The organism is Paenibacillus sp. IHB B 3084, from assembly GCF_001447315.1.
GTDB lineage: Bacteria > Bacillota > Bacilli > Paenibacillales > Paenibacillaceae > Paenibacillus.
In genome coordinates, this window is sequence record NZ_CP013203.1 from 3,299,110 (window position 1) to 3,323,212 (window position 24,103).

Sequence of the window (24,103 nt, forward strand, 5' to 3'; positions counted from 1 at the left end):
AAAAGAGACTACCGGATGATATAACATCATCTGATAGTCTCTTTTTCTTTACTTTTTCTCCGATTTCAACTGAGCAATTTGCTCTTTCTCCTTCGGATCAGCTTTAATCAGCTTGTCGTACAAAGCTTTGTCATCCTGTCCCTGCTTTTGCAGAGCGACGATATAATAGCGAGCCACCTCACGATTCGTAGCATCGCTCAAATCATCCTTCAAGCCGTTTTTGAGGATGTTGGCAGCCTCTGCAAGCTTACCTGACATGAACTCAATTTTGCCAGTACTGAGCGCAATGCTTGGGGTTACTTCAAAAGTACGTGTCAATTGGATTTCAGGTGGAACCGTCTTAATATGAGCTACCCCATCCAGAACCTGCTGGTAAGCAGCAAGACCTGCTTGGAAATATTTCTGCTCCTTGGCCGTGTCCTTCTGCTCACGTGCCTGATCACCAAGAGAATAAGCTTGAGTGATCAACATATTGTACCAGTCATTGTCCCATCTAAAGTTGGAAATGTTATTTTCCAAAATGCTGAAGGCCTGCTCATTCTCACCCTTTATTTGTAGAAGGTTAATTTTGGAGTTATACATGATTTTATTATACGGCTCTGCCTTCAGGCCCGTATTTAGCACCTCTATTGCAGCAGTATAAAATTCCTCTTTTTTCGTTTGCTGATAAACACTCTTGTACAGTGCAGCCAGTCTTATAACCGAATCCGGATGTGTAGGACGAAGTTCAAGATCTTTATTAATAGCACTTTGAATTTCCTCAAATGATGTGCTGACCGCCATAATCTGTTTGGCATATGTGGCAGCATTAGCCGATTGCACGAATCGGAGGCCTGCAAACAGAATGACGATGCTCAAGATACCAATGACTGCACTGTACGTGATCCGAAAACCGGAAGCACTCATGGACAGGCGTTTAAGTGGCTTGCTGTCCATAGCAGCGGCCATACCACCGAGACTCACGAATACCAGTATGCCCATGAACACGTAACTGAGATTAAAGTCCAACAAGCTATGAAGTAGGATCGAGAGTGCCACAATAAGATACAAAAAGTGAGAATCCCGTTCTTCATCATTCTGTCTAATATAGTTACGAATATATTTGTAGAAAATATATAAGATGAATGACATGAAAATTACAAAACCGAGAATGCCAACTTCAACCAGGTACTGCATAAAAAAGTTATGGGCCTGACGGCTAGTATAAGGATAATCTTGGTATTTTTCGTATAAAGTTGCCCAACCACCACCGCCGCTTCCAATAACAGGGTGATCTTTAATCGATTTGGCAGCATCCTGATAGAATACAAGCCGCTCCAGTACACTATGCTGCCGGAAATTGATGTTTTCTAACCGGACCTGGACGTTATCAGGCAGTACGCTGCGCAGGCCGGTTCCAATAAACAGAAAAGCCAGCAAGCCAATCACCACAACCGATCCGACAGGTAGCCACAGGTTGGATAACTTCCGGGAGGTCCACCCTTTGAGGGCATTCTCCAGCTTTGGTGCCAGATAACGTTCAACAAGCCACAGTACGACAGCTACAACAAGGGAGACACCAATAAGTAATCCCCAAGCCTTGGCCGCCTCTCCGCCGTTGTAAGTCTTATTGAGTTGTAATCCCATATTCGTAATCGGAGCCAAGAGAGATATTGACGCTACACCAGCAATGGCACAATGCAAAATCCATATAATCTGGCGTGCAGGTTTAAAGAAAAGCAAGAGCAGCACGAATACGACTGGCAGCATAACCAGACCGCCCCGTGATAAGGTCAGGAATAGCGAGACCAGAATTGGCACCAACATGAAGCCATGAGTAGCCTTGCCATACCATGATTTTGACTTCATCAGACAAAAAACGGCAGCGAATAGGAAAGCCATCAGGAAAGCGGCATATGTATTCGCATATTGAAACACTGATGTCAGCCGGAGCCCATTTGTATCTGTCATGACTGCATTGGTATAGCGGTTTTGATAAACATATTGGCTAAGCCAGCCCACCAGCTTGCCGGCAAGTACCCACTGTCCGAACCAGTTGATAAAGCCAAAGCCGACAATGACATAAGCAACGGTCATAATCACATTGTGAATAATCTTATTGCCTAACCGATCCTGAAGTAGATAAATTGAGATGATAAACAGGGCGGCATAGATGCACTGTACTACTACCATGTTCATTGCGAGATAATGAGAAGCAGCGGAAACCAATGAGAGCACGTAGGTTAGTGGGAGTAACATAACAAGCACCGCCAGCCAGTCTCTTTGATCTTCGAGTTTGAATTTCTTATAATAGGTTACAATTCCTAAAATCAATAGAATCGTGCTGATGATCAAAGCCCAATACAGAGGCTTCTCAAAATCAAGCATTTGCCCATTAAAAAGTGCAGCCTGAAAGGGGGCCCAAGCTAAAAACAGAATAATGCCAACAATTAACACCCAAAACATAGCCGGCCTTTTATCGTCACGGGTCGACGTTTTGGCCTGTTTCCCGTATACTGGATTCGACAAGGTTTACAATCTCCTTTTCTTGTAGATACGTCAACATTTTAGCATATAGTAGCTGTTAGAGCCATATCGCAAGAATGATCCTACCAATTTTTTACACTACTGTAATGTAAGTGACTTACCAAACCATGTTTAAGGTCGTGACACACTCGTATGAATTTAACTCAAAACTTTTCGAAAAATTTAAAGTTACTCTGGGAATTGTCTAAAAAAGATATTAAATCTAGATACCTTGGTTCATTTATGGGGGTACTCTGGGCTTTTATACATCCTATGGTATCTATACTTGTTTATTGGGTCGTATTTCAGGTTGGTTTTAAAAATGTACCTATTGGAGATACTCCCTTTATACTTTGGTTATTAACAGGAATGGTGCCTTGGTTATTCTTTTCTGAAAGCTTATCAACTGCAACCAATAGTATTATAGAAAACAGTTATTTGGTAAAGAAGATTGTTTTCCGAGTAGGTTTGCTGCCGATGGTGAAAATTTTGTCTGCTCTTTTTGTACATGTATTTTTTATCATTGTTCTTTTCATTATGTTTAAAATATACAATGTTGAATTTACGCTTTATAACATTCAAATACTTTATTATTTATTAGCCACGATTTTTCTTTCCTTGTCCATTTCTTACATAACAGCGACATTGGTTGTTTTTGTAAAGGATGTTGGTCAAGTTGTTGCGGTATTTATTCAGTTATTCTTTTGGCTTACGCCGATCTTTTGGAATTTAAATATTGTTGAGGATAAGTATCAGTTTTTCTTTAAACTAAATCCTGTTTTTTATATCGTCGAAGGATATCGGGATACTTTTATCGATCACAAATGGTTCTGGGAGCATCCATCAATGACGATCTACTTTTGGGCTATTGTGATTATCGCAGGTACTATAGGAATCAAAATTTTCAAGAAAATGAAATCTCATTTTGCAGATGTATTGTGAGGAGAAAATGATGAATCAAACAGAATCAGTTGCTGTGGAAGTTAATAATGTCACTAAAATATATAAAATATATGATAATCCCAATGAGCGATTAAAAGAGGCTGTTCATCCTTTTAAAAAAAAGTATCATTCTGAATTTAAGGCTATCAGTGACCTGTCCTTTTCCATAAATAAAGGACAAGCGATTGGTATTATTGGTAAAAATGGTTCTGGAAAATCGACTCTTTTAAAGATGATCACAGGCGTGATTACTCCCACCAACGGAAGCATTAAAGTGAATGGGAAAGTTGCTGCTCTTTTGGAATTGGGCGCGGGTTTTAATCCGGATTTAACAGGAATGGAAAACATATATTTGAACGGAACCCTTATGGGGTATAGCAAAATAGAGATGGATGGTAAACTTGAATCCATTGTATCCTTTGCGGATATCGGGGACTTCATTAATCAACCAGTCAAAATGTACTCCAGTGGTATGTTTGCCCGATTAGCCTTTGCAGTAGCCATCAATGTTGATCCGGATATTTTGATTGTGGATGAGGCCTTGTCTGTTGGAGATATTTATTTTCAGGCAAAATGTATTACCAAAATGAAGGAGCTCTCCAAAAAAAGTACGGTTTTATTTGTCTCACATTCCATGGATACCATTAAAAGTTTTTGTGATACAGCGCTGCTTATTGATAAAGGACACATGGTCGAGATTGGTCCAGTGAAACGTGTAGCACAAATTTATGAAAACATTGTTAACCAGGAAATTGCAGATATGAAACGTGTTCAATCTTTGGATGTATTTGTTAATTCCGAAACAGATAAGAAGAGTTCGCTGTTGCTATTAGAAGAGGATCCTGCTTTTGCAAAACGTGCCAATGAGTTTCGCTCTGGAACGGGAGATGCGCGCTTTATAAGAGCGGACTTGTTAGTCAATGGAGAAGTTGTTAACCAGGTCCCTTTTGGCGAAATGGTTACTTTGCGTTTATTGGCACAATATTATAAAGATATAGATTCTGAGGGAACCATTGGCTACATGGTTAGAAACCATACTGGTGTCGATGTGTTTGGCATGAATATCTATAATAAAGCAAAATTAGTTCCGAAAATGCAAGCGGGGGGCATTCTTGAGGTTAACTTTAATTTCCGCAATCTATTGTCTGAAAGTGGTAAATACACCATTTCTATTGGCTTGAAGCCTAAGCCTTTTGAACCTCTTTATTTGGATAGCGTAAGTATAGCAGTTGTTTTTGAGGTTCCTAAGCCAGAGAATAATTACGTACCAGGATTAATATTTGTAGATAACACAATAGATTTGCAAGTCATTAATTAAGGCTGGTGATAAAATGTGTGGGATTTTGTTTTCTAATGTAGCTATAAATAAAGAAGTATTTCTTAATTCTTTAAATATAATGAAACACCGGGGGCCTACGGCCCCACTTTGTGTATATCAGAGTGAAAATTTTATGCTGGGGCATAATAGATTAAGTATCTTAGATTTGGATCGGAGAAGTGATCAGCCTTTTTTCTCTGATGACGGAAGATATGTGATTATATTTAACGGAGAGATCTATAATTATAAAGAATTAGCCTCCAATTATTCAATTCAAATGAGAACAAACTCAGATACTGAACTTTTATTGAAGCTTTACATTCAATATGGTCCCCAAATGTTGAATTGGCTTAATGGAATGTTCAGTTTTATTGTTTTAGACGTCCAGCAGAAATCATTTTTTGTAGCACGAGATCGTATGGGAGTAAAACCACTTTATTACAACAGATATGGTGAAGAGTTCATTTTCAGTTCTGAAATTGCTCCATTGCTCCCATTAGTCCACAACATTTCTATAGATCAAGAAGCCGTAAGACAATATAAAAAGATGAGATGCTTTTTTAATGATCGTACTATCTATAATGAAATAAAAGAGTTTCCACCAGGATATTATTACGAGAATGGCGAATTTATTAAATATTGGGAAATTGATTACTCTGAAAAAGAATCTCCTTCCGATGAGGAACTTGAATTTCTAATTCGCTCTGCAGTAGAGTATCGTAAGATCGCAGATGTTGAAATTGGAAGTTACCTAAGCGGGGGATTGGACAGCACGATTATTACCGCACTTGCCAGAGTAGAGCATACTTGGACTGTTGGTTTTGAAGATTATAATGAGTTTCAGTGGTCTGAAATCGCAGCAACAAGATACAATACCATTCATCATCCGATATTGTTTGAACCTGATCACTTTTTATCATTAGCTCGAGAGCTTATAACTGTAAAAAAAGAGCCTCTGTCTGTGCCAAACGAAGTGTTACTGTATCATATGACTCAGCAAGCATCTGCTAAAAATACAGTCATATTAAGTGGAGAAGGTGCAGATGAGCTTTTCTTTGGGTATGACCGTATTTTCAGATGGGCTAGTAGCACTACAGACTTTGACATCCGAGCCTTTAGTGAACTCTACACCTACGGATCTGAAGATGATATAGAGATTGTAGAAGACGCTTTGGCACCTTTCATGAAGTTAAAGTCGCCTCAAAAAATCGTAGCTGCATTCTTTCAGCAAGCTCATTTGAGAGGGTTACTTAAAAGACTGGATAGTGCCTCAATGCTAAATTCCGTAGAAGCAAGATCTCCTTTCTTGGACTATAGATTAATTGAAAGGCTTGCAGGTGTAAACTCTCTGTACAAAATGAAGGATGGGGTTGTTAAGGCTCCTCTCAAGAGAATTTTTAAAGATATTGTCCCTGCAGAGATTGTAAACAGAAAAAAGGTGGGTTTTCCTGTTCAACTTGAAAAAGTCCTATCTTCTGAGAAAATTGAAGGGAAGACGACATTCGACAAATGGTTTAACTTCAATTTAACTACGTTAGGAGAAATCTTATGATTATCGGCTATACTTCCGGAGTCTTCGATTTATTTCATATTGGACATTTGAATTTGTTGAGAAATGCTAAATCACTCTGTGATAAACTCATTGTTGGTGTGACAACAGATGAGTTAGTTTCATACAAGTATAAAAAAGCAGTAATTCCTTTTGAGGAAAGAATTGAGATTGTCAGAAACATCAGCTTTGTTGATACTGTAATTCCTCAGGACTCCATGGATAAATTTGAGGTTTGGCAAAAATTAAAATATGACGTAATGTTCGTTGGTGATGATTGGTTTCAAAGTGAACGTTGGGACCAGTATGAATTGCAGTTTAAGGAAGTTGGAGTGAAAATTATATATTTTCCCTATACGAAGAGTACATCATCGACTTTACTGAATGAGACATTACTGAAATTAAGAAAATAAGTATAAGATTTTTGCCTGAAAGGAAGAGGTTTTGCAGTGAATATGAACAGATCTATAGCTTTTGTCATTCACAATCTAGTTTTATATGAAACGATTAAGCCTTTAATTGAGGAGTGTGAAAGAAAGCAGATCATTTGTGATATTTATGTCCCTCACATTGAAGAAGAAGATTGGGGAGACATGTCCTTAGATACCTATCATTATTTGAAGAGCAACGGTATAAAAGTGACTTTAACAAGCTCTGTACCTGACAAGGCATATAAAATAGCCTTCTATCCCTATCTCCCTTATTATTTGGAAGTTAAGTCCGATTATAAGTTTAGATATCAGTATGGAATGGCTAAACCAAACTGGAATTTAGATACATGGAGTCGAAATTTCGATTTTATCTTTTGTAATGGGCTGTATGATTCCTCGGTTCTGGCAGCGTACACTCAGACTGAAATCGTTGGAATGATTAAGTACGCCAAATTTCAAAGGAAGAAGCGCGAAACGGATAAATATAATTTGCTTTATTTGCCTACGTATGGGAATGAGTCGTCTATTGAGCTTGTTATGAACCATATTGAAGAAATGTCAGATACCTTTAATATGAAGGTGAAATTGCATCATGGCACTTCTTTTTTGGAGCATGAACGGGTTAGTCTAGTTAAGTCTCATATTCCTGATGTGCTTGATCACAAGGCTTCTCTTGTTCATTTAATAGAGGAGGCTGATGTGATATTGTCTGACGGCTCTGGGGCTATATTTGATGCGCTGTTTACGGACACTCCAATTGTAATATTCCAACATCCCCAAACAGAATCTTTCGAGGGGATTTTACCTTTGGAAGAACAAATAGTTCAGCAAAACATTGTTCCTTTTGTGAGCGATAACGGCAATATTAAACAAACTTTACTTAATGCAATCTTAGATGAACAACTAATACAACAAAGAAGGAAATTTACTTTAGAGATGTTTCCGGTTAAAGGAAGAGAGACGATAGATAAGTGTATGGATGTAATTAACAGATTTCTAAAAGATGACGTGGACCATGCTTATAGAGCAGGGCATACACGCCTGAAAAATGAATTTAATGAATTACAAACTCATAGTCAAATTCAAAGCCAAGAAATAGAGCAGCAAAAACAACACATTGTTCAGCATACGGGTCAGATTAACACATTGATTCAAACGCGAGAGCAACAGGAAAATGTAATAAGTAGCATGTCAGCAGATTTAAAATCTCTGTCTGAAAAGAAAGATGAATTAGAACGGAAATATGTTCAACTCACACAGGATTATAATGATGAAAAAAATAACTTGGATATTTTAAATCATCAATATAGACAACTATTTGGTCAATATAATGAACTGAACACCCAGTTCAGTGAGTTGGAAAAATATAATGGAAGACTGTCTACAGAGCTTCATAATATTTATAACTCTAAAAGGTGGAAAATGGCGAATAAACTTAAACATATCTTACACAAGTCCAAAATGATATATGTTCTTAAGGGATATAGAGTATGGAAAAGTTATGGCACTACTATTTTACTGAAAAAGATAAAATCTAAAGTGTCGCATAAGCTTAAAAGGGCTAACGCGGGGGATCAGCCGATTGATCTACGCAAAGATGAAGGGAATTACAATCAGTTATTAACTTGGTATGAGTATAAATTTTACAATTATAAAGTAACTAAAGACAATTCATTTTCTCTGGCGCTTGATAAGTTCGAGATTGAATTTGAGAAGGATCTTATATCGGTTGTCCTTCCTGTATATAACGGTGAGGATTATGTATCAAAAGCTATTGATAGTATTCTGCAGCAATCTTACAAGTATTTTGAACTCATTATTATTAACGATGGTTCAAAAGACACAACGGCAGAAATTATTGATGAGTATGCTAAAGCAGATCATCGTATCAGAGTAGTTCATCAGGAAAATCGTAAGATACCAAGAACATTATCCAGAGGTTTTAAACTAGCCAAGGGTGAATATCATACGTGGACAAGTGCAGATAATATCCTCCCTGAAAATTTCTTGGAGAAGATGGTCGCTGATCTTAAACGTGATGAAAATATTGGTATGGTATATGCTAACATGAGGTTAATTGACTCTGCCGGTCAAGTGATTTCCAACCATGGCTGGTATGAAGAACCACAGTTCAGTGGCAATGTTATGCTGCCTAAGTCTGCATTGGAGTTAAACGTATATCCTAACAATACGATTGGTGCAGCTTTTATGTATAGGGCAAAGGTAACCCAGTTATTGGGTGACTATTCTAGTTATAAGCATACCCTTGAAGATTATGATTACTGGATGAGAGTGAACTCTCTATTTGAGCTCAAACATGTGACCTTCGATGAGCCTATATATGATTATCGCTGGCACGATAAGTCACTGACCGCTTTAGATCAAGAACTGGGCATTACCTCTAACAGATATAAACTCATGGTACTTGATGATTTTAGAAGAGATTTTTATCTGACCCCATTAGTATGGATCATTGAAGGAGATGCTACTGAAGCTGGTGAGTTCAAGAAATATGTTCTGGCTAAAGGACATATTGTGGTTGGAAGAGATGAAGTGAATACGATTATTGGTCTTAATTTGGCAACGCCTATTTGCTATTTATATATAAAAACAGGCGAAGTCCATGATTTTGAATTTATTGATTCTAGTGCTTTATCGTCTATTTATGCACTGCTTATAGATAAATCAGAGTATACAACAGATACATTTGTAGCTCATTATCCTTGGAATCTGAAAATAAAGGATAAAATGAATGGTGAAACAGATAGCAACTATGACTTTTTTGCACAGGATACGGAAGTTCTGTTCTCTCTTATAAATACGAAGGTTAAGAACGATCACTTGTACCGTATTGAGGCGGTAATTGAAAGTGAAACCGTTTATAATAAGGGATTATCAGTCATTATTTGCACGTACCAGCGAAGTGAGAAGCTATCGAATGCGATTAAATCTGTCATAGAACAGTCGTTGGATAAAGCGGACTATGAAATTATTGTTGTAAATAATGATTATCTGAATGATGAGATTCATCAATTGGTTCGTGAGTTCAGAGCAACCTATAATATTGACGAATCCTTCCTGCGATATATGGAGGCTCCATTAAAAGGTCTTTCCTTTGCACGTAATGTTGGTTTATTTGGGGCAGAGGGGGAGGTCATACTCTATATTGATGATGACGCTATCGCAAACTCCAACTTGCTTGAGGAAACCATCAGAGGGTTCTCAGATCGTCCTGATATCGGAGTCATGGGTGGGAATATCATACTCAATTTACACGAGGAACGGCCTGAAGTGGTTAAACCAGGTACTGAAGCATACTGGAGTCAGCTCATTGTGGAAGGCGAAGAAATTATTGATTCTAATTTTCAGTGGGAGTTCCCTTATGGAGCCAACTTTGCGGTTAGACATGCTGCGCTAATGCGAATTGGGGGCTTTAGAAGCGCCTATGGGCGTAAAGGAAACAATTACGCTGGAGGAGAAGAAATTGTTGTATCTTTTGCTATGAGAGAAATTGGCTATAAGGTTGGTCTTAATCCTAAGATGAAGGTCATTCATGATGTGGACACCTCCCGATATACTGTTGAGCATGTTAGAAAGACAATGCGAAACAGTATTTTAACCAATTACCAATTGCAAAAGGATCTGTATGCGCCGATGGAATCGGATATTGAGGCAGATAAGAATCACCTCGAAATTGTTAAAGCTGAATTAGATCATTTGGAGAAGATTCCGACTAAAAATCGAGACGTTGAAATTGATATTTTGTATAAACAATACACAGTTGAAGCGTATGAAGAGTTAATACAAATGAAGGAAAACGATATGCATTCGCGAAAACAGTTGGCAGGAGCGTATAGATAATTAATAAAATTTTAAAGGCGCCTCTTTTATAAAAAATAAGGGGCGCCTTTATTAGTATGGAGCGTTGAAATTGAAAATTTTATATTTCTCTCCGATCTATTGGGATGATTTAAAACAACGTCCGCAACATTTGGCCGAAGAGTTTGCTAAAATGCCGGGGGTTCACATCACCTTTGTAGAACCATCCATTAGCATACTTAATAGTATTGTAAGGCAGAACTCAGATTATAAAAAAAGAAATCAAACCATAAATGATAGTCTTCAAATATTCAGGCCTTCGGGCAGTCTGAGATTACCTAGAAGTTTTGAAAGTTTAGACCTATTTCATATGAATCAATGGTTTGAAAAGAGACAGTTGGAAGATTTAGTTTCCAATGCAGATATCATTTGGTTGGGAAGTCCCGTCTTTTATCCTCTTATTAAATCAAATAATAAGAAGAAGATTGTGTTTGATCGAATGGACGACTATGTATTTCTAACTAACAATGCATTGATGAAGAAATTGCTCGAAAAGTGGGAACTTGAATTACTTGCCAAGGCAGACCTTGTTATTTCTACAAGTAACCATTTGCATAAGCATTCTCAAACATTGAGTAGACAATCTTATTTGGTGAAAAATGCTGTAGATACAGCTATACTAAATATAAATGTAAATAGCTTGATTGTTAGCGAGTTAAAATGGTTAAAGCACGAAGGCTACTACATTTTTGGATACGTGGGGGCGATTGACCACTGGTTTGATGTGGAAGCGGTTAAGGCTATTACTGAATTTGATGAGAAATTTGTTGTATGTTTGGTTGGGAGAAATAACCTGAATTATAATTTTGAACAGCATAATAGGATTAAATATTATGAGCCTGTCCCTAAATCAGAAATTGGTGCGATTATTGATGCTTTTGATGTTTGTTTATACCCCTTTTTGAGGAATTCGGACAGAATCGATACGATCAATCCAGTAAAAGTTTATGAGTATCTGAGTTTTAATAAAGTGATATTAGCGGTGGCTAGCGAAGAAACAAGGCTTTTAAATCAGAAGGGGGTTTATCTATATAATAGTTTAGAGGGAATAAGAAAATATCTAATAGATATAGATACCCTGCAATTCCCTTTTTATGATCAAGAGCAACTGGAAAACTTCGTAGTCCATAATAGTTGGGAAGCTCGTGCAAAAACCATTATGGAGCTGCTTATAAAAGAGCTTCAATAGGAGGAACTTAGATATGAAAGGGATTATATTAGCTGGAGGAACTGGATCTAGATTATACCCCCTTACTAAAGTTACAAACAAACATTTGTTGCCAATTGGTAAATATCCGATGATATATTACTCTATTGATAAGCTCAAAAAGGCGAATATAAATAATATTTTAATCGTTACCGGAAAGGAACATATGGGAGATGTAGTTAATCTCTTAGGAAGTGGTGTCGACCTTGGAGTTACTCTGACTTACAAAGTGCAAGATGAAGCCGGGGGGATTGCACAGGCTTTGCTTTTAGCTGAGCATTTTGTTGGCAATAACAAGATGGTTGTTATTTTGGGGGACAACGTTTTTAAAGATGATATATCATCCTTTGTTGAAAAATTCAAACTTCAAGAATCAGGAGCGAAATTACTACTTCATAAAGTGCCTGATGCTAACCGCTATGGAGTACCAGAATTACAAGGCGATAACATTGTAAATATTGAAGAAAAGCCGGAGATTCCTAAGAGTGATTATGCAGTTACGGGCATTTATATGTTCAACCACTCTGTATTCAATATCATCAAGACCTTGACTCCTTCAGCAAGAGGAGAATATGAAATAACAGATGTTAATAACGCTTATATTCAACGAAACCAACTTACATTTGATATTTTAGAGAATTGGTGGACTGATGCGGGAACACATAGTTCATTGATGCTTGCTAACAAATTAGTAAGTGAAATGAATTATGAGCTTTTTTCTTAGTATTATCATAGAACTAAAGATATCTTATGGTGATACTAAATAATTAAGAAAGCGAGACTGTTTAAATGCAAATTGTGAATGCTCTTCCAGCTAGAATAAAGTGGGTGGATGTACTAAAGGGATTGGCAATTATTTTTTTAGTTTTCTCACATTTGGTGCCTCATGGTTTTAAAGGGAATGAGTTGATGGATAAGAGCTTTATTATAGGTTATTTTTATTCCTTCCATATGCCTCTTTTCTTTTTTGCTTCTGGGTTTACTTCTAATTTTCAAAAGTATAAGTTTAGTAGTTTTTTGTGGTCTAAAATCAAAACAATCCTTTTACCATATACGACTCTTTATATATGCTCACTATTGTATTTTGGTTGGATGCATTGGATGGGGATTGTCGGAACGCTTGATCCAATGGTTGTTATTGAAACTTTTTTATATGCAGATGGAAATCACTTGGGTATTCTAAATATGTCTCTTTGGTTCCTACCTTGTCTCTTCTTAGCCCAGATCATTTCGTACTTAGTCTTGAAAATTTCGTCAAAAAGAAGTTATATGTATGTATTTTGGATATTGTTAACCATACTTGGTGCATTCTTAAGTAAGCTTGACACACATGCGCTTCCTTGGTCATTTGGCACGTCAATTAATGCAGCTTCTTTAATTATTTGTGGTTATATATTCAAATTGAATGAACAGTATTTTATTGAAAAAATCAGAATTAACAAACCATATTTTGCTTACGCGGCGGGTTTTCTGGGTCTTTTATTATTCTTAATAAATGATAAACCAGGCATGTCAGGAAATTACTATGGACATAATTATGTATTATTTTATCTGTCGGTATTGGCTAGTTTAATATTTTATATATACTTATCCAAAAAAATCGAGTCATCTAGCTTACTATCCTATTTTGGTAAAAATTCTCTGATTATATTTGGTCTGCATGGATTAATACTTAGCTTCTGGGAGAATGTGAATTTTTACGAGATGTTTTCTGTTAAAACAAATATGTATTTAGATGGAATTTCATTTGTTGTTATTTCTACCTTACTTGTCTTCTTAAGTTGTATTCTTTTTATTGAACTATTTAATAGATTCTCACCTTTCCTGATTGGCAAAAAGTTTAGTTTTGGCAGTTCTAAAACAACAACTATTCCTTATAAGAATGCTTAATAATTAACTTTACCAAAAAGCCCCCGATTTTTATTCGAGGGCTTTTTGGTCTGCATCGACATCTGTATTGAATTAGAAAAGATCTGGATTATCAGGGTATATTTTTTTGAATTGTGAACGTATAAATTCAATTTTTTCTTTCGTGATGGATGATGTCTTTTTCAATACTATGGCTTTTACGTTATTATCAAGAGTATAGCTCTTTAAAGGTTTATAATTATTTTTAAGAGATCCATTCATTACCTCTTCTGCGAGTATACCTACAACTTTTTGACCGCTTTCACCTAAATGGTATTGTGTAGGTAATGCAATCACAACATAATCGGACTCAAAAAACGAAACTGGAAAGCCATCTCTTAAATCAACGTGATGGGTCAAATTCATAAATGGAAGAGCGTTGCTATTGTCAGGCATTTCAATCTGTCTGAGTATGTCATCATTAAGAATTCCAGAGCTAGACAGAACATATACTTTATGCTGCTCTGATGAGATCTCCTTAAGATAAGCCGTTAATTGTTTTAAAACAGGTATATCTGTTCTTACTCTAGGTGTTTGTTTAAAGTCACTGAATAAAGAAGAAAAATAGGTAACAGGCCGTGCATTCACATTAGTGAACGTTACCAAGAAATTACAAGCGACTAAATAAACTAGAATAACTAAGAAAACATTTTTTGCATACTTTATCTTGGACAAATAGTTTAGTATAAGAATAACGCCACAAATAAATAGAATTAATACGTTCACTGTAAGAAGATAATAATGCTGAGAAGCTAAGCTTTGAATTCTTGTAAAAAGAAAGTACGTAATAAATAAGTTCGTAACTAAGAAGATTGATAAATACCTAGTTTTGCTAATGAATAACAAGCCTATGCAACCGACAAGAGCTATCAGAAAAATGAAGGCTCCATAATGATAAAATAAATTTTGTAAGTTACTTATGACGTCACCAAAATAATAAGCCGAGTAGGCGTTCTTAAAGTTATTGGTTAGGGCTCTTTGAATAAATTCATTGAAGAATATGATAAGAAATAGTGCGCTTGAAGATCCTATAATGAAAAAATTTAAAATAACCTGTAAGAGCTGCTTGAAGCGAAACTCTTTTTCAAGGATCCATTTGAACAAAAAGGCGATACTGATCGAGCCAAAAAGAGATACGATCCAAAACCCATACCATCTTCTTGTGAATGTTAGTAATACCAGGCAAGAAGCTAAGAGTAAAACCGTTTTTAAATTTAAGCGTTCAAAATCATTATTAAATAAGATAACAAGGGACAAGCAAATAAAAATAAGTCCTATAGAATCCAGATATCCACCTAGCATAGGAGCTATCATAATTGGAAAGGTAAATGTAAGTACAAAGATCATAAAAACGTTCAATTTTGTGTTTAACTGGATTTGATCAGCAATCTTGATACATAATAAGAAAAGTATCAAACAAGAAGGATACAAGAAGCAGGTATAGATTGCCAAGACATAGCTCATGTAGCTTGTACCTAAGAACTTTAAAGGTAAGGCCAGAAAGACTGTTGGGAAAACGGAATAATCGTCTCTCAAAATACTTGCATAGATTTGTTTAGAAGCTGCTATAAAATCTGTACTTAAAAGGTTATTAAATTGTATGGATGTGTTCCAATAGGCTGAAAAGTCCCAATAATAAATGAAATGCTCCCTTTGAAGGAAGGCGTAAATGAATATAATCCCAACTAGATAACCGCCAAAAGCTAGGTACTGCACCATTATTTCTTTCTTGGCATATGTTAAGATACCACTAATGTGTAAAATGTATGTAGCACCTATGACAAACGACTGCGCAATATTTAGACCGAATAATATGGAAATATAGTAAGAATCGACTTTAAACAGTATTAGAATCGGGATAAGTAGCCACATCAAAACCAAATAGGACCAAACAAAATTTTTATTAACTCTAGATAAATTCAAAAGCATATTCCCTCCCAATATAGTGTGCTTATTAATTTTATAGTAATCATAAATGAAAGTATATACTCAAGATGTTGGAGGTTTCGTGAATGATAATAAAGGAAGTACTTTCAGGTGCAAAAATCATTGAACCTGTGGTTCATGGTGATCACCGTGGTTTTTTTATGGAAAGTTACAATGAACAGATCATGAAAGAAAACGGAATAGACCATGCTTTTATTCAAGATAACCAATCCATGTCTGCAGAAGCCGGTGTGATTCGCGGTTTGCATTACCAGCTTAATCCTAAAGCACAGACCAAACTCATTCGTGTGCTTTCTGGAGCTATCTACGATGTGATTTTGGATATTCGTAAAAGCTCTCCAACATTCGGTCAATGGATCGGGGTAATCTTAAGCGAACACAATAGACGTCAGTTATTGGTGCCTAAAGGTTTTGCTCATGGGTTCTGTACGCTTGTTCCTAACACCCAGGTGCTGTATAAAGTCGACGAGTATTATTCACCTGAAAATGATCGTGGCATTCTTTGGAATGACCCTGCACTGGGGATTGATTGGCCAACTTCCCATGCAATCCTTTCGGAAAAGGATCAGAAGCAAGCGGCGCTGGCTGATGCGGATATTAATTTCGAATAGATGACGGAACTGGTCTTTGTACCATGCGTCTAGCTGTGAAATAATTGAACAATGTTTTTCCTTTATTAGCTCAGAAGCATATGTTATATGTATTAAAGCACTTTTTAGGAGGTCTGTATGAAACTTCTTGTCACCGGCGGTGCCGGATTTATTGGCAGTAATTTTGTATTGTATATGTTAAAAAAGCATCCAGATTACGAAATTGTAAATATAGATGCGCTTACGTATGCAGGTAACCTGGAAAATTTGAAATCAATCGAAAATCATCCCAATCATACCTTCGTGAAAGCGGATATTACCGACGCGCAAACGATTGACAAAATGATGCAGCAGGGAATTGATGTGGTAGTGAATTTTGCGGCAGAGTCGCATGTGGATCGGAGTATTTTGGAACCGGAAGTGTTTGTGAAAACAAACGTATTGGGTACACAGGTGCTGTTGGATGCAGCTAAGAAATATAACGTAACCAAGTTTGTACAGGTATCGACAGATGAGGTGTACGGTTCTTTGGGGGAAACAGGGTTGTTTACGGAGGAAACTCCGCTGCAGCCTAATAGCCCTTACTCTGCTTCCAAGGCAGGCGGGGATTTGTTGGTGCGTGCATACCATGAAACCTTTGGTCTACCAGTGAATATCACACGTTGTTCCAACAACTATGGCCCATACCAGTTTCCGGAAAAGCTGATTCCGCTGATGATCTCACGTGCGTTGAGCGACCAACAGTTACCGGTCTACGGGGATGGCTTGAACATCCGCGACTGGTTGTATGTAGAGGATCATTGCAGTGCAATTGATCTGGTCATTCATCAGGGTAAGCTTGGTGAGGTATACAATATCGGGGGAAATAACGAGCGGACAAATGTGCATATCGTCAAAACGGTATTGGAGGAGCTGGGCAAGCCAGAATCTCTAATTTCGTATGTGCAGGATCGTCCGGGTCATGACCGTCGATATGGTATTGACCCAACCAAAACAATGAACGAGCTGGGCTGGAAGCCAAAACACTCTTTTGAAACGGGTATTAAAGAAACGATTCGTTGGTACTTGGACAACAAAGAATGGTGGACTCGCATCCAATCCGGCGAATACCAACAATATTATGCAAAGCAGTATGGTTCCCGCTTGGGGGATGCGTAAAATGAAGGTATTAGTTACTGGAGCATCCGGTCAACTTGGTAAAGACGTAGTAAAGGTTTTCCAGGAGCAAGGACATGATGTCTTTGGCTACGATCGGGAGCAGCTGGATATCACTGATTTGGAGCAGGCTGTGAAGATTGTGGGACAATATCAACCTGAAGCCGTAATCCACTGTGCAGCGTACACGGCTGTGGATGCAGCGGAGACCGATGTAGACGGGGCTTATCAAGTCAACGGGGCAGGTACACGTAATATGGCACTGGCTGCGGAAAAGGTTGGAGCCAAGCTTGTTTATATCAGCACAGATTATGTGTTCGATGGAACGGCAAAGCAGCCATATCATGAGTACGATAATACCAATCCGCAGAGTATCTACGGAAAGTCCAAACGAGCGGGAGAGGTATTGACCCAAACACTTTCCTCTAGGTATTTTATTGTTCGTACATCTTGGGTATATGGATTGCACGGGAACAATTTTGTCAAAACGATGCTGAAGCTTGGACAGGAGAAGCCGCTCCTACAGGTGGTGAATGATCAGAAGGGTTCACCTACCTATACGGTGGATTTGGCACGTTTTTTGGCGGAATTGATTCAAACGGAGAAGTATGGCGTATACCATGCATCCAATAGTGGCTCCTGTACCTGGTATGAATTTACGCACGCTATTTTACAGGATGCGGCGGAAATATTAGATGCCAAGATCACAGCGAAATTGGAGCCGTGCAGCACAGAGCAATTCCCCAGACCAGCAGCGCGGCCACGTAATTCTGTTATGGAGCATATAGCGATCAGAACCAATGGATTGAATGATTTGCGCGACTGGCGTAAGGGATTACGTGATTTTTTGCAGGAGTATCTTAGTAAATCCGAGTAATTAAAACCTAATTATAAATATCAACAATCTCCCATCAGTTCATGATTGGGAGATTTTATTATATTAAAGCCTATGTTGATTAAGGAAGATGAGCATTATAATGTATAGGCAGATGGAACATATTGTCCCTCTATTACACATTTTAAAAGAAGGAGGTCATTACTCTGAACAGACCTAACGTACAAATTTTATTGTCTACATATAATGGAACAGCTTATTTAGATGAGCAAATAGAAAGTCTCATAAATCAAAAAGATGTAGAAGTTCAGATTCTAATTCGTGATGATGGCTCGACAGATGATACGGTTGCCAAGTTGAGAGTGCTGAAGAAACGTTATCCTCAACAGATTATTTTATGCCTCGAGAGCAATGTAGGGGTTATTAAAAGCTTTTTTGATTTGATTCAAAGATCGTCTGAGACATTCGACTATTACGCTTTTTGTGATCAGGATGATGTGTGGATGCCGAACAAACTTGCTAAGGCTGTGGCTCATCTCAGGAATCAGGATGGGAGCCGGCCGCTGATGTACTGTTCTGCTACACAAATGGTCTCTCAAACATTGGAACCACTCAAAGTATGGCCAGCTGATATACCCCGACCTTTATCCTTCTATAATGCTCTCATTGAGAATGTATGTGTAGGTTGTACCATGGTGATCAATACAGAAACACTCCAGCTCGTGAAAAAGAGAATTCCGACTTCTTTGGATAACATTATTATGCATGACTGGTGGATTTACTTATGCACCTCCTCTTTTGGTGAGGTTGTTTTTGACCCTCAACCGTCCATTTGGTATCGGCAGCATCAAAACAATGTGTTGGGAGGTTCTACCGATGGCTGGGTAAGCAAGTGGAGGAAAAGACTAAGTAGATTTATAAAAGGAAAAAATCGCTATATTCTAAGCAAACAAGCCCGACAGTTCATTCAACTGTATGGACAAGACCTGTCTCCTCGAATGTATAAAGATATGGAACAATTCCTGGACAGCTACCAAAAGGGCGTATTTTCTCGTATAAAATACATTTGGCAGTCTCCATTTTATAGGCAGTCACGGTTTGACAACTGGATTTATAAGTTGGTTTTCATACTGGGGAAGTTATAGAGGTATGATGGAAAGAAAAATATTGAAACTTTTTTCCATATATAAACGTCAAATAATCAAAGGTGCAAATGATTACTAGATAAAATACCATCGAATGCATGTTCCTTTATGGAAAAATATAGTATAATTGAAACGTGCAACCGATATAGGCTGGCAAGGGCGGTCGGCTAACTCTCCCGAGGAGGGGGGTGAAGCCTGTGACAGTGTTTGAGGCGCTCAGTTTAATGCTGACGTTCGGGGCGTTGATCGTCACACTGTTAGAGTTTAACAAACGAAAATAGACCGCCCCCGCAAGGAAGGGTCTATTTTCGGCCTGATTGTTCCAAAACCGTCCGCTCTTGGAGCGTTGGTTGCGCAGGGGCTGGCTGGCACCAGCCCTTTTTCCATGTATATCTTACCACGATGATTTTTATACCTCAACTGTGTAAGGTTACAAGTTATGTGCTTTTTTGCGTCCCGCGCCCTGCGGGGGTATGCTATAATAGTCGATAGTAGAATAGATTACTGAATTTGTCAGGAGCGTTTTAAATATGGATGTAAGCATACTGGTCGTCAACTATAATACATGCCGTTTGACGCTGGATTGTTTGCAGTCGGTGTATGCGTCAGAGACGCAATATCGATATGAAGTGATTGTTATCGATAATCACTCCAATGATGGGTCTGTGGAAGCCATTCGTGCTGCATATCCGGAGATTACGTTGATTGCCAATGAGGATAACACAGGTTTTGCCAGGGCAAACAATCAGGGCATCGAGGTAGCGGGCGGGCGTTACGTATTGTTGCTGAATTCCGATACGTTGGTGCAACCGCACACGCTTGATACGATGATTCGGTTCATGGACACGCATCCGGAGATAGGAGCATCGGGCTGCAAGGTTATTTTGCCGGATGGTTCGCTGGATAAGGCCTGCAAGCGTGGGTTTCCAACGCCGTCTGCCTCCTTTTATTACGCCTTCGGCTGGTCGAAGCGTTACCCGGATAACCCCAAGTACAATCAATACCAGCTCGGGCACTTGAGCCCGGATGATGAGTATCCAGTGGATGTGCTGGTGGGTGCTTTTATGCTGGTGCGTCGGGAGACGATTGAGCAGGTCGGCGGCTTGGACGAAACATTCTTTATGTATGGTGAGGACATTGACTGGTGTTACCGGATTAAGCAGGCGGGATGGGGCATTTACTACTATCCACGCACATATATTATTCATATCAAAGGAGGCAGCGCTCGTCGTCGTCCTTTGAAAATTATTTACGAGTTTCATAGAGCCATGTGGGTATTCCACCGCAAGCATTATAAACAGCAGTATAGCTGGATCACGAACATGGCTGTATACACGGGAATTACGGTGAAATTTGGAATGGCCTTTTTGAAAAATAAGCTCACTGCACCGGCCAAGCCGGACGGCGGCGAACAATCTCGTACCGAGGTGAAAGCATGATACGCAGAAATCAACGTTTTTTAACCCAATTGTATATTGTGGCGGATTTCGCGGTCATTCAGTTATCCTTCCTGATCGCTTGGTTCTTCAAATTCGAAAGTGAATGGATTACCTATCAAGAGCCGCTTCCTATTCAAGTCTATGGAGGCTGGAGCTTAATTTACGGTCTGATTGCCGTAGTGCTGGGGATGCTATTCTCTCTCTATTCACCCAAACGTAAAAAACGTTTTGCAGACGACGTATTTCGCGTCACCCAGATTCATATTGTTGGCCTGTTCGTGCTGTTGAGTGTCATGTTCTTCGTAAAGCAAATTGACATTTCGCGGTCCTATCTGGCGATCTATATGATTGGGAACGTACTGCTTATTTTATTCTATCGATATTTTTTGAAGCAGGTACTTAAAGCTCTCCGCCAAAAAGGCTACAACAAGCAGTTCATGCTCATTCTCGGGGCGGGTACTCTGGGCCAGCGTTTTTATCATAATCTTGGACAGTATCCTGATCTGGGATATGAAGTGGTGGGTTTTCTGGATGATAAGCGCCACTGGGATGAAGAGGAAGAAGAGCATTTCCGCCCAATCCTTGGAGGCTTGGATCAGTTAGAAGCTACGCTGTCGAGCATGATGATTGACGAGGTCATTTTGGCTCTTCCGCTGGATGCACATGATAAGTACCCCAAGATTATCAACATGTGTGAAAAGGCTGGGGTGCGCACGCTCATCATTCCCGACTTTTTTGATTACTTGCCGTCTCGACCGTATTTTGATAACTTTGCAGGCATGCCGATGATCAATGTACGGGATATTCCGCTGGATGTGGCGGGGAACCGATTGTTTAAACGTTTGTTCGATATTCTGTTCTCGCTGTTCGCTATTATTCTAACTTCTCCGGTTATGCTGGCAGTGGCGATTGGCGTGATGACGACATCGAGAGGGCCGGTCATTTTCAAACAGGAGCGGGTGGGTCTAAATCGGCGTACCTTCATGATGTACAAATTCCGCTCGATGAAGGTATTGCCACCAGGGACTGAGGATACAGGCTGGACTACGGCCAATGATCCCCGGCGTACTCGCTTTGGCACCTTTATTCGTAAAACGAGTCTCGACGAGCTGCCGCAATTTTTTAATGTGCTGCTAGGAGATATGAGCGTTGTCGGCCCTCGTCCGGAGCGCCCGTATTACGTGGATCAGTTCCGCGAGGAGATTCCAAAGTACATGGTGAAGCACCATGTTCGTCCTGGTATTACAGGCTGGGCACAGAGCAACGGGTTGCGTGGTGACACGTCCATTGAGGAACGGATTAAGCATGATATTTTCTATATTGAGAATTGGTCGCTCTTATTCGATATTAAAATTATTTTCCGCACCATCCGCAACGGTTTCAAGAATGCGTATTAATCCAGATTTGACCCTTCGGTTCAGCCGGAGGGTGTTTTTGTGTCTGGAGGTTGTTTTAAGTGTGCGCATGCAGGGTATTGACCTGTACGAAAAGGATGTGACACCCTATGAAACGACTGATTGCGGCGGTAATTCTATTAATGTTGATTGGCACGTTTTTATTGGCTTACAAAGGGCAATCCACGGAGGAGCATACCGGTTTTACCACTCATCGTGTGATTTCGCATGCTATGGGAGCCGTTGACGGTTTAGCCTATACCAATGCGCGTGAAGCGTTTATGAATAATTATAAAAAAGGCAGCCGCGTGTTCGAGGTCGACCTGATGTTTACTTCGGACGGGCATTTGGTGGCGCGCCATGAATGGACGGAGTCTTTTACAGAGCAAATGCAGCAGGAGCAGGCAGTTGGTAAAGAACAGGGCGGGAAGCCCTGGAGCTACAAACAATTCAAAAACACCCCCATTTACGGCTCCTATACCCCGGTAGACTGGAATGATGTATTGGGTCTATTGGAGAAATACCCGGATGCCTATGTCGTGACCGATACAAAAGAACAGGACCCGGCCCAAATAAAACAGTTGTTTGCGCAACTGACCCGTCAGACACAGGAGAAAAATCCGGAACTTTTATCTCGCATCGTCCCGCAAATTTATGACGAGGAAATGCTGCGAACGCTGCGTAGCATTTATCCCTATACCTCCATTATTTATACGCTTTATGCGACAGAAGATACGGATGACCAAATCATCCGGTTTGTACAACAAAACGATATAACAGCAGTGACTCTACCAGAGAACAGAGTTAGTGGTACTTTAGTGGAAAGCTTGCGGCAGGCGGGGGCGGTGTGCTACGTAAATACAATTAACGATCTAAAAGATGCCGCTGACTACGAACAGATGGGTGTGCGCGGATTCTATACGGATGTTTTAATGGAAAAAGAACTCCAAAAACGCAGTTGGCTGTATGCGTTACGGCCCTGAGATGTGTGAACAGAGTGTTCCCATCTAATACGAACATTGACACCTTTTGTGCACTGTCATAGACTTAGCATAGAACGCTTTTGGATATTGGAATCCGGTTAGACCGGATCGTGGCAAAAGCACAATGGATGCTGGAGGAATGTGTGTTGGCAGATTCGATTCAATCATGGAGGCATGTATTTAAGCTGGACCCTGACAAGGAACTGGACGATGAGGGACTGGATGCCATATGCATGTCTGGTACGGATGCCATTATGGTAGGAGGCTCATCGGGCATTACCTATGAAAATACGGTGGATTTGCTGTCGCGGGTTCGGCGTTACGAGGTACCGTGTGTGCTTGAAGTGTCCGATCTGGAGGCTGTGGTGCCCGGGTTTGATCTGTATATGATTCCAATGGTGCTCAATACCACAGACAGTAATTGGATCGTAGGACAGCACCAGCGTGCGATTGAGCAGTTTGGTTATATGATCCCTTGGGATTTACTTGTGACGGAAGGATATATTGTTTTGAACGGTGATTCCACGGTCGCCAAGCTTACAGGGGCGGATACATCGCTTGATGTCTCATCTGCCGCCTCATATGCACAGGTTGCTGACAAGCTCATGCACCTGCCAATTGTATATGTGGAGTATAGCGGTACGTTTGGGGATATGGAGTTGGTACAAAAAATACATCGCAGTACGGAGTGCGCCCGTGTCCTATACGGAGGAGGTATCGTGGATAAATCTACCGCGTTACAAGCGGCTGCCGTTTGTGACACCATTGTAGTAGGGAATATCATTTACCGTGACTTGGCGAAAGCGCTGGAGACGGTAGCTGTGAAGTTGGAAGTATAGAACGTGATTTTATGGAAGCTTGCAGAAAGGAGCATGC

General features: G+C 39.4%; 19 protein-coding genes. 17 read left to right on the top strand and 2 right to left on the bottom strand.

Translation table 11 applies throughout. The features are described from left to right. Positions 1-48 precede the first annotated feature (48 nt). Positions 49-2,508, bottom strand: a complete 2,460-nt coding sequence (locus tag ASL14_RS15435) for an O-antigen ligase family protein (protein ID WP_134912256.1) — start codon at positions 2,506-2,508, stop codon at positions 49-51. A 150-nt stretch (positions 2,509-2,658) separates the two neighbouring features. On the opposite strand from ASL14_RS15435, the gene ASL14_RS15440 reads away from it, so the two are divergent. The 8 genes from ASL14_RS15440 to ASL14_RS15475 all read left to right on the top strand — a co-directional run bounded on the left by ASL14_RS15440 (position 2,659) and on the right by ASL14_RS15475 (position 13,721). Further along, positions 2,659-3,447: an ABC transporter permease gene (locus tag ASL14_RS15440; protein WP_134912257.1), complete on the top strand. Its 789-nt coding sequence runs from the start codon at positions 2,659-2,661 to the stop codon at positions 3,445-3,447. A gap of 10 nt (positions 3,448-3,457) precedes the next feature. Then, on the top strand, positions 3,458-4,765 hold the full coding sequence (locus tag ASL14_RS15445; RefSeq protein ID WP_134914556.1) for an ABC transporter ATP-binding protein: 1,308 nt from the start codon (positions 3,458-3,460) through the stop codon (positions 4,763-4,765). 13 nt (positions 4,766-4,778) lie between these two features. After that, a complete protein-coding gene (gene asnB / locus ASL14_RS15450; protein ID WP_134912258.1) occupies positions 4,779-6,317 on the top strand; it encodes an asparagine synthase (glutamine-hydrolyzing) in 1,539 nt (512 codons plus the stop codon). Further along, positions 6,314-6,727: an FAD synthase family protein gene (locus ASL14_RS15455; RefSeq protein WP_134912259.1), complete on the top strand. Its 414-nt coding sequence runs from the start codon at positions 6,314-6,316 to the stop codon at positions 6,725-6,727. Before asnB ends, ASL14_RS15455 begins: the two co-directional genes overlap by 4 nt. Before the next feature lie 42 nt (positions 6,728-6,769). Further along, the gene (locus ASL14_RS15460) at positions 6,770-10,606 is read left to right on the top strand and encodes a glycosyltransferase (RefSeq protein WP_223264354.1); all 3,837 of its coding nucleotides are present in this window, start codon (positions 6,770-6,772) and stop codon (positions 10,604-10,606) included. A 70-nt stretch (positions 10,607-10,676) separates the two neighbouring features. Next, positions 10,677-11,813 (top strand): glycosyltransferase family protein, encoded by a 1,137-nt coding sequence (locus ASL14_RS15465; protein WP_134912261.1) that lies wholly within the window; start codon positions 10,677-10,679, stop codon positions 11,811-11,813. 13 nt (positions 11,814-11,826) lie between these two features. Continuing rightward, positions 11,827-12,555 (top strand): sugar phosphate nucleotidyltransferase, encoded by a 729-nt coding sequence (locus ASL14_RS15470; RefSeq protein ID WP_134912262.1) that lies wholly within the window; start codon positions 11,827-11,829, stop codon positions 12,553-12,555. Positions 12,556-12,620: 65 nt separating this feature from the next. Beyond that, positions 12,621-13,721, top strand: a complete 1,101-nt coding sequence (locus ASL14_RS15475) for an acyltransferase family protein (protein ID WP_134912263.1) — start codon at positions 12,621-12,623, stop codon at positions 13,719-13,721. Positions 13,722-13,793: 72 nt separating this feature from the next. Here ASL14_RS15475 and ASL14_RS15480 read toward each other — a convergent pair whose 3' ends face one another. After that, on the bottom strand, positions 13,794-15,668 hold the full coding sequence (locus ASL14_RS15480) for a hypothetical protein (RefSeq protein WP_134912264.1): 1,875 nt from the start codon (positions 15,666-15,668) through the stop codon (positions 13,794-13,796). Positions 15,669-15,751: 83 nt separating this feature from the next. Here ASL14_RS15480 and rfbC point away from each other — a divergent pair, with 83 nt between their 5' ends. From rfbC to ASL14_RS15520, 9 genes are all read left to right on the top strand, one after another. Next, positions 15,752-16,297 carry a dTDP-4-dehydrorhamnose 3,5-epimerase gene (gene rfbC, locus ASL14_RS15485; protein ID WP_134912265.1) on the top strand — a complete coding sequence of 182 codons (546 nt, stop codon included), beginning with the start codon at positions 15,752-15,754 and terminating at the stop codon, positions 16,295-16,297. 117 nt (positions 16,298-16,414) lie between these two features. Further along, positions 16,415-17,434, top strand: a complete 1,020-nt coding sequence (gene rfbB, locus ASL14_RS15490; protein ID WP_134912266.1) for a dTDP-glucose 4,6-dehydratase — start codon at positions 16,415-16,417, stop codon at positions 17,432-17,434. A 1-nt stretch (position 17,435) separates the two neighbouring features. After that, the gene (gene rfbD / locus ASL14_RS15495) at positions 17,436-18,308 is read left to right on the top strand and encodes a dTDP-4-dehydrorhamnose reductase (RefSeq protein WP_134912267.1); all 873 of its coding nucleotides are present in this window, start codon (positions 17,436-17,438) and stop codon (positions 18,306-18,308) included. Between the two features lie 191 nt (positions 18,309-18,499). Next, positions 18,500-19,411 (top strand): glycosyltransferase family 2 protein, encoded by a 912-nt coding sequence (locus ASL14_RS15500; protein WP_189338164.1) that lies wholly within the window; start codon positions 18,500-18,502, stop codon positions 19,409-19,411. Positions 19,412-19,599: 188 nt separating this feature from the next. Further along, positions 19,600-19,692, top strand: coding sequence for a putative holin-like toxin (locus ASL14_RS28135; RefSeq protein ID WP_219727884.1), 93 nt, complete (start codon positions 19,600-19,602; stop codon positions 19,690-19,692). A gap of 249 nt (positions 19,693-19,941) precedes the next feature. Continuing rightward, positions 19,942-20,850 (top strand): glycosyltransferase family 2 protein, encoded by a 909-nt coding sequence (locus ASL14_RS15505; RefSeq protein ID WP_134912269.1) that lies wholly within the window; start codon positions 19,942-19,944, stop codon positions 20,848-20,850. Further along, positions 20,847-22,247 carry an undecaprenyl-phosphate glucose phosphotransferase gene (locus ASL14_RS15510; RefSeq protein ID WP_134912270.1) on the top strand — a complete coding sequence of 467 codons (1,401 nt, stop codon included), beginning with the start codon at positions 20,847-20,849 and terminating at the stop codon, positions 22,245-22,247. The genes ASL14_RS15505 and ASL14_RS15510 overlap by 4 nt, the downstream gene beginning before the upstream one ends. Before the next feature lie 107 nt (positions 22,248-22,354). Further along, positions 22,355-23,227 (top strand): phosphatidylinositol-specific phospholipase C/glycerophosphodiester phosphodiesterase family protein, encoded by an 873-nt coding sequence (locus tag ASL14_RS15515; RefSeq protein WP_134912271.1) that lies wholly within the window; start codon positions 22,355-22,357, stop codon positions 23,225-23,227. Between the two features lie 128 nt (positions 23,228-23,355). Continuing rightward, on the top strand, positions 23,356-24,066 hold the full coding sequence (locus tag ASL14_RS15520) for a heptaprenylglyceryl phosphate synthase (protein ID WP_134914557.1): 711 nt from the start codon (positions 23,356-23,358) through the stop codon (positions 24,064-24,066). Positions 24,067-24,103: the final 37 nt, after the last annotated feature.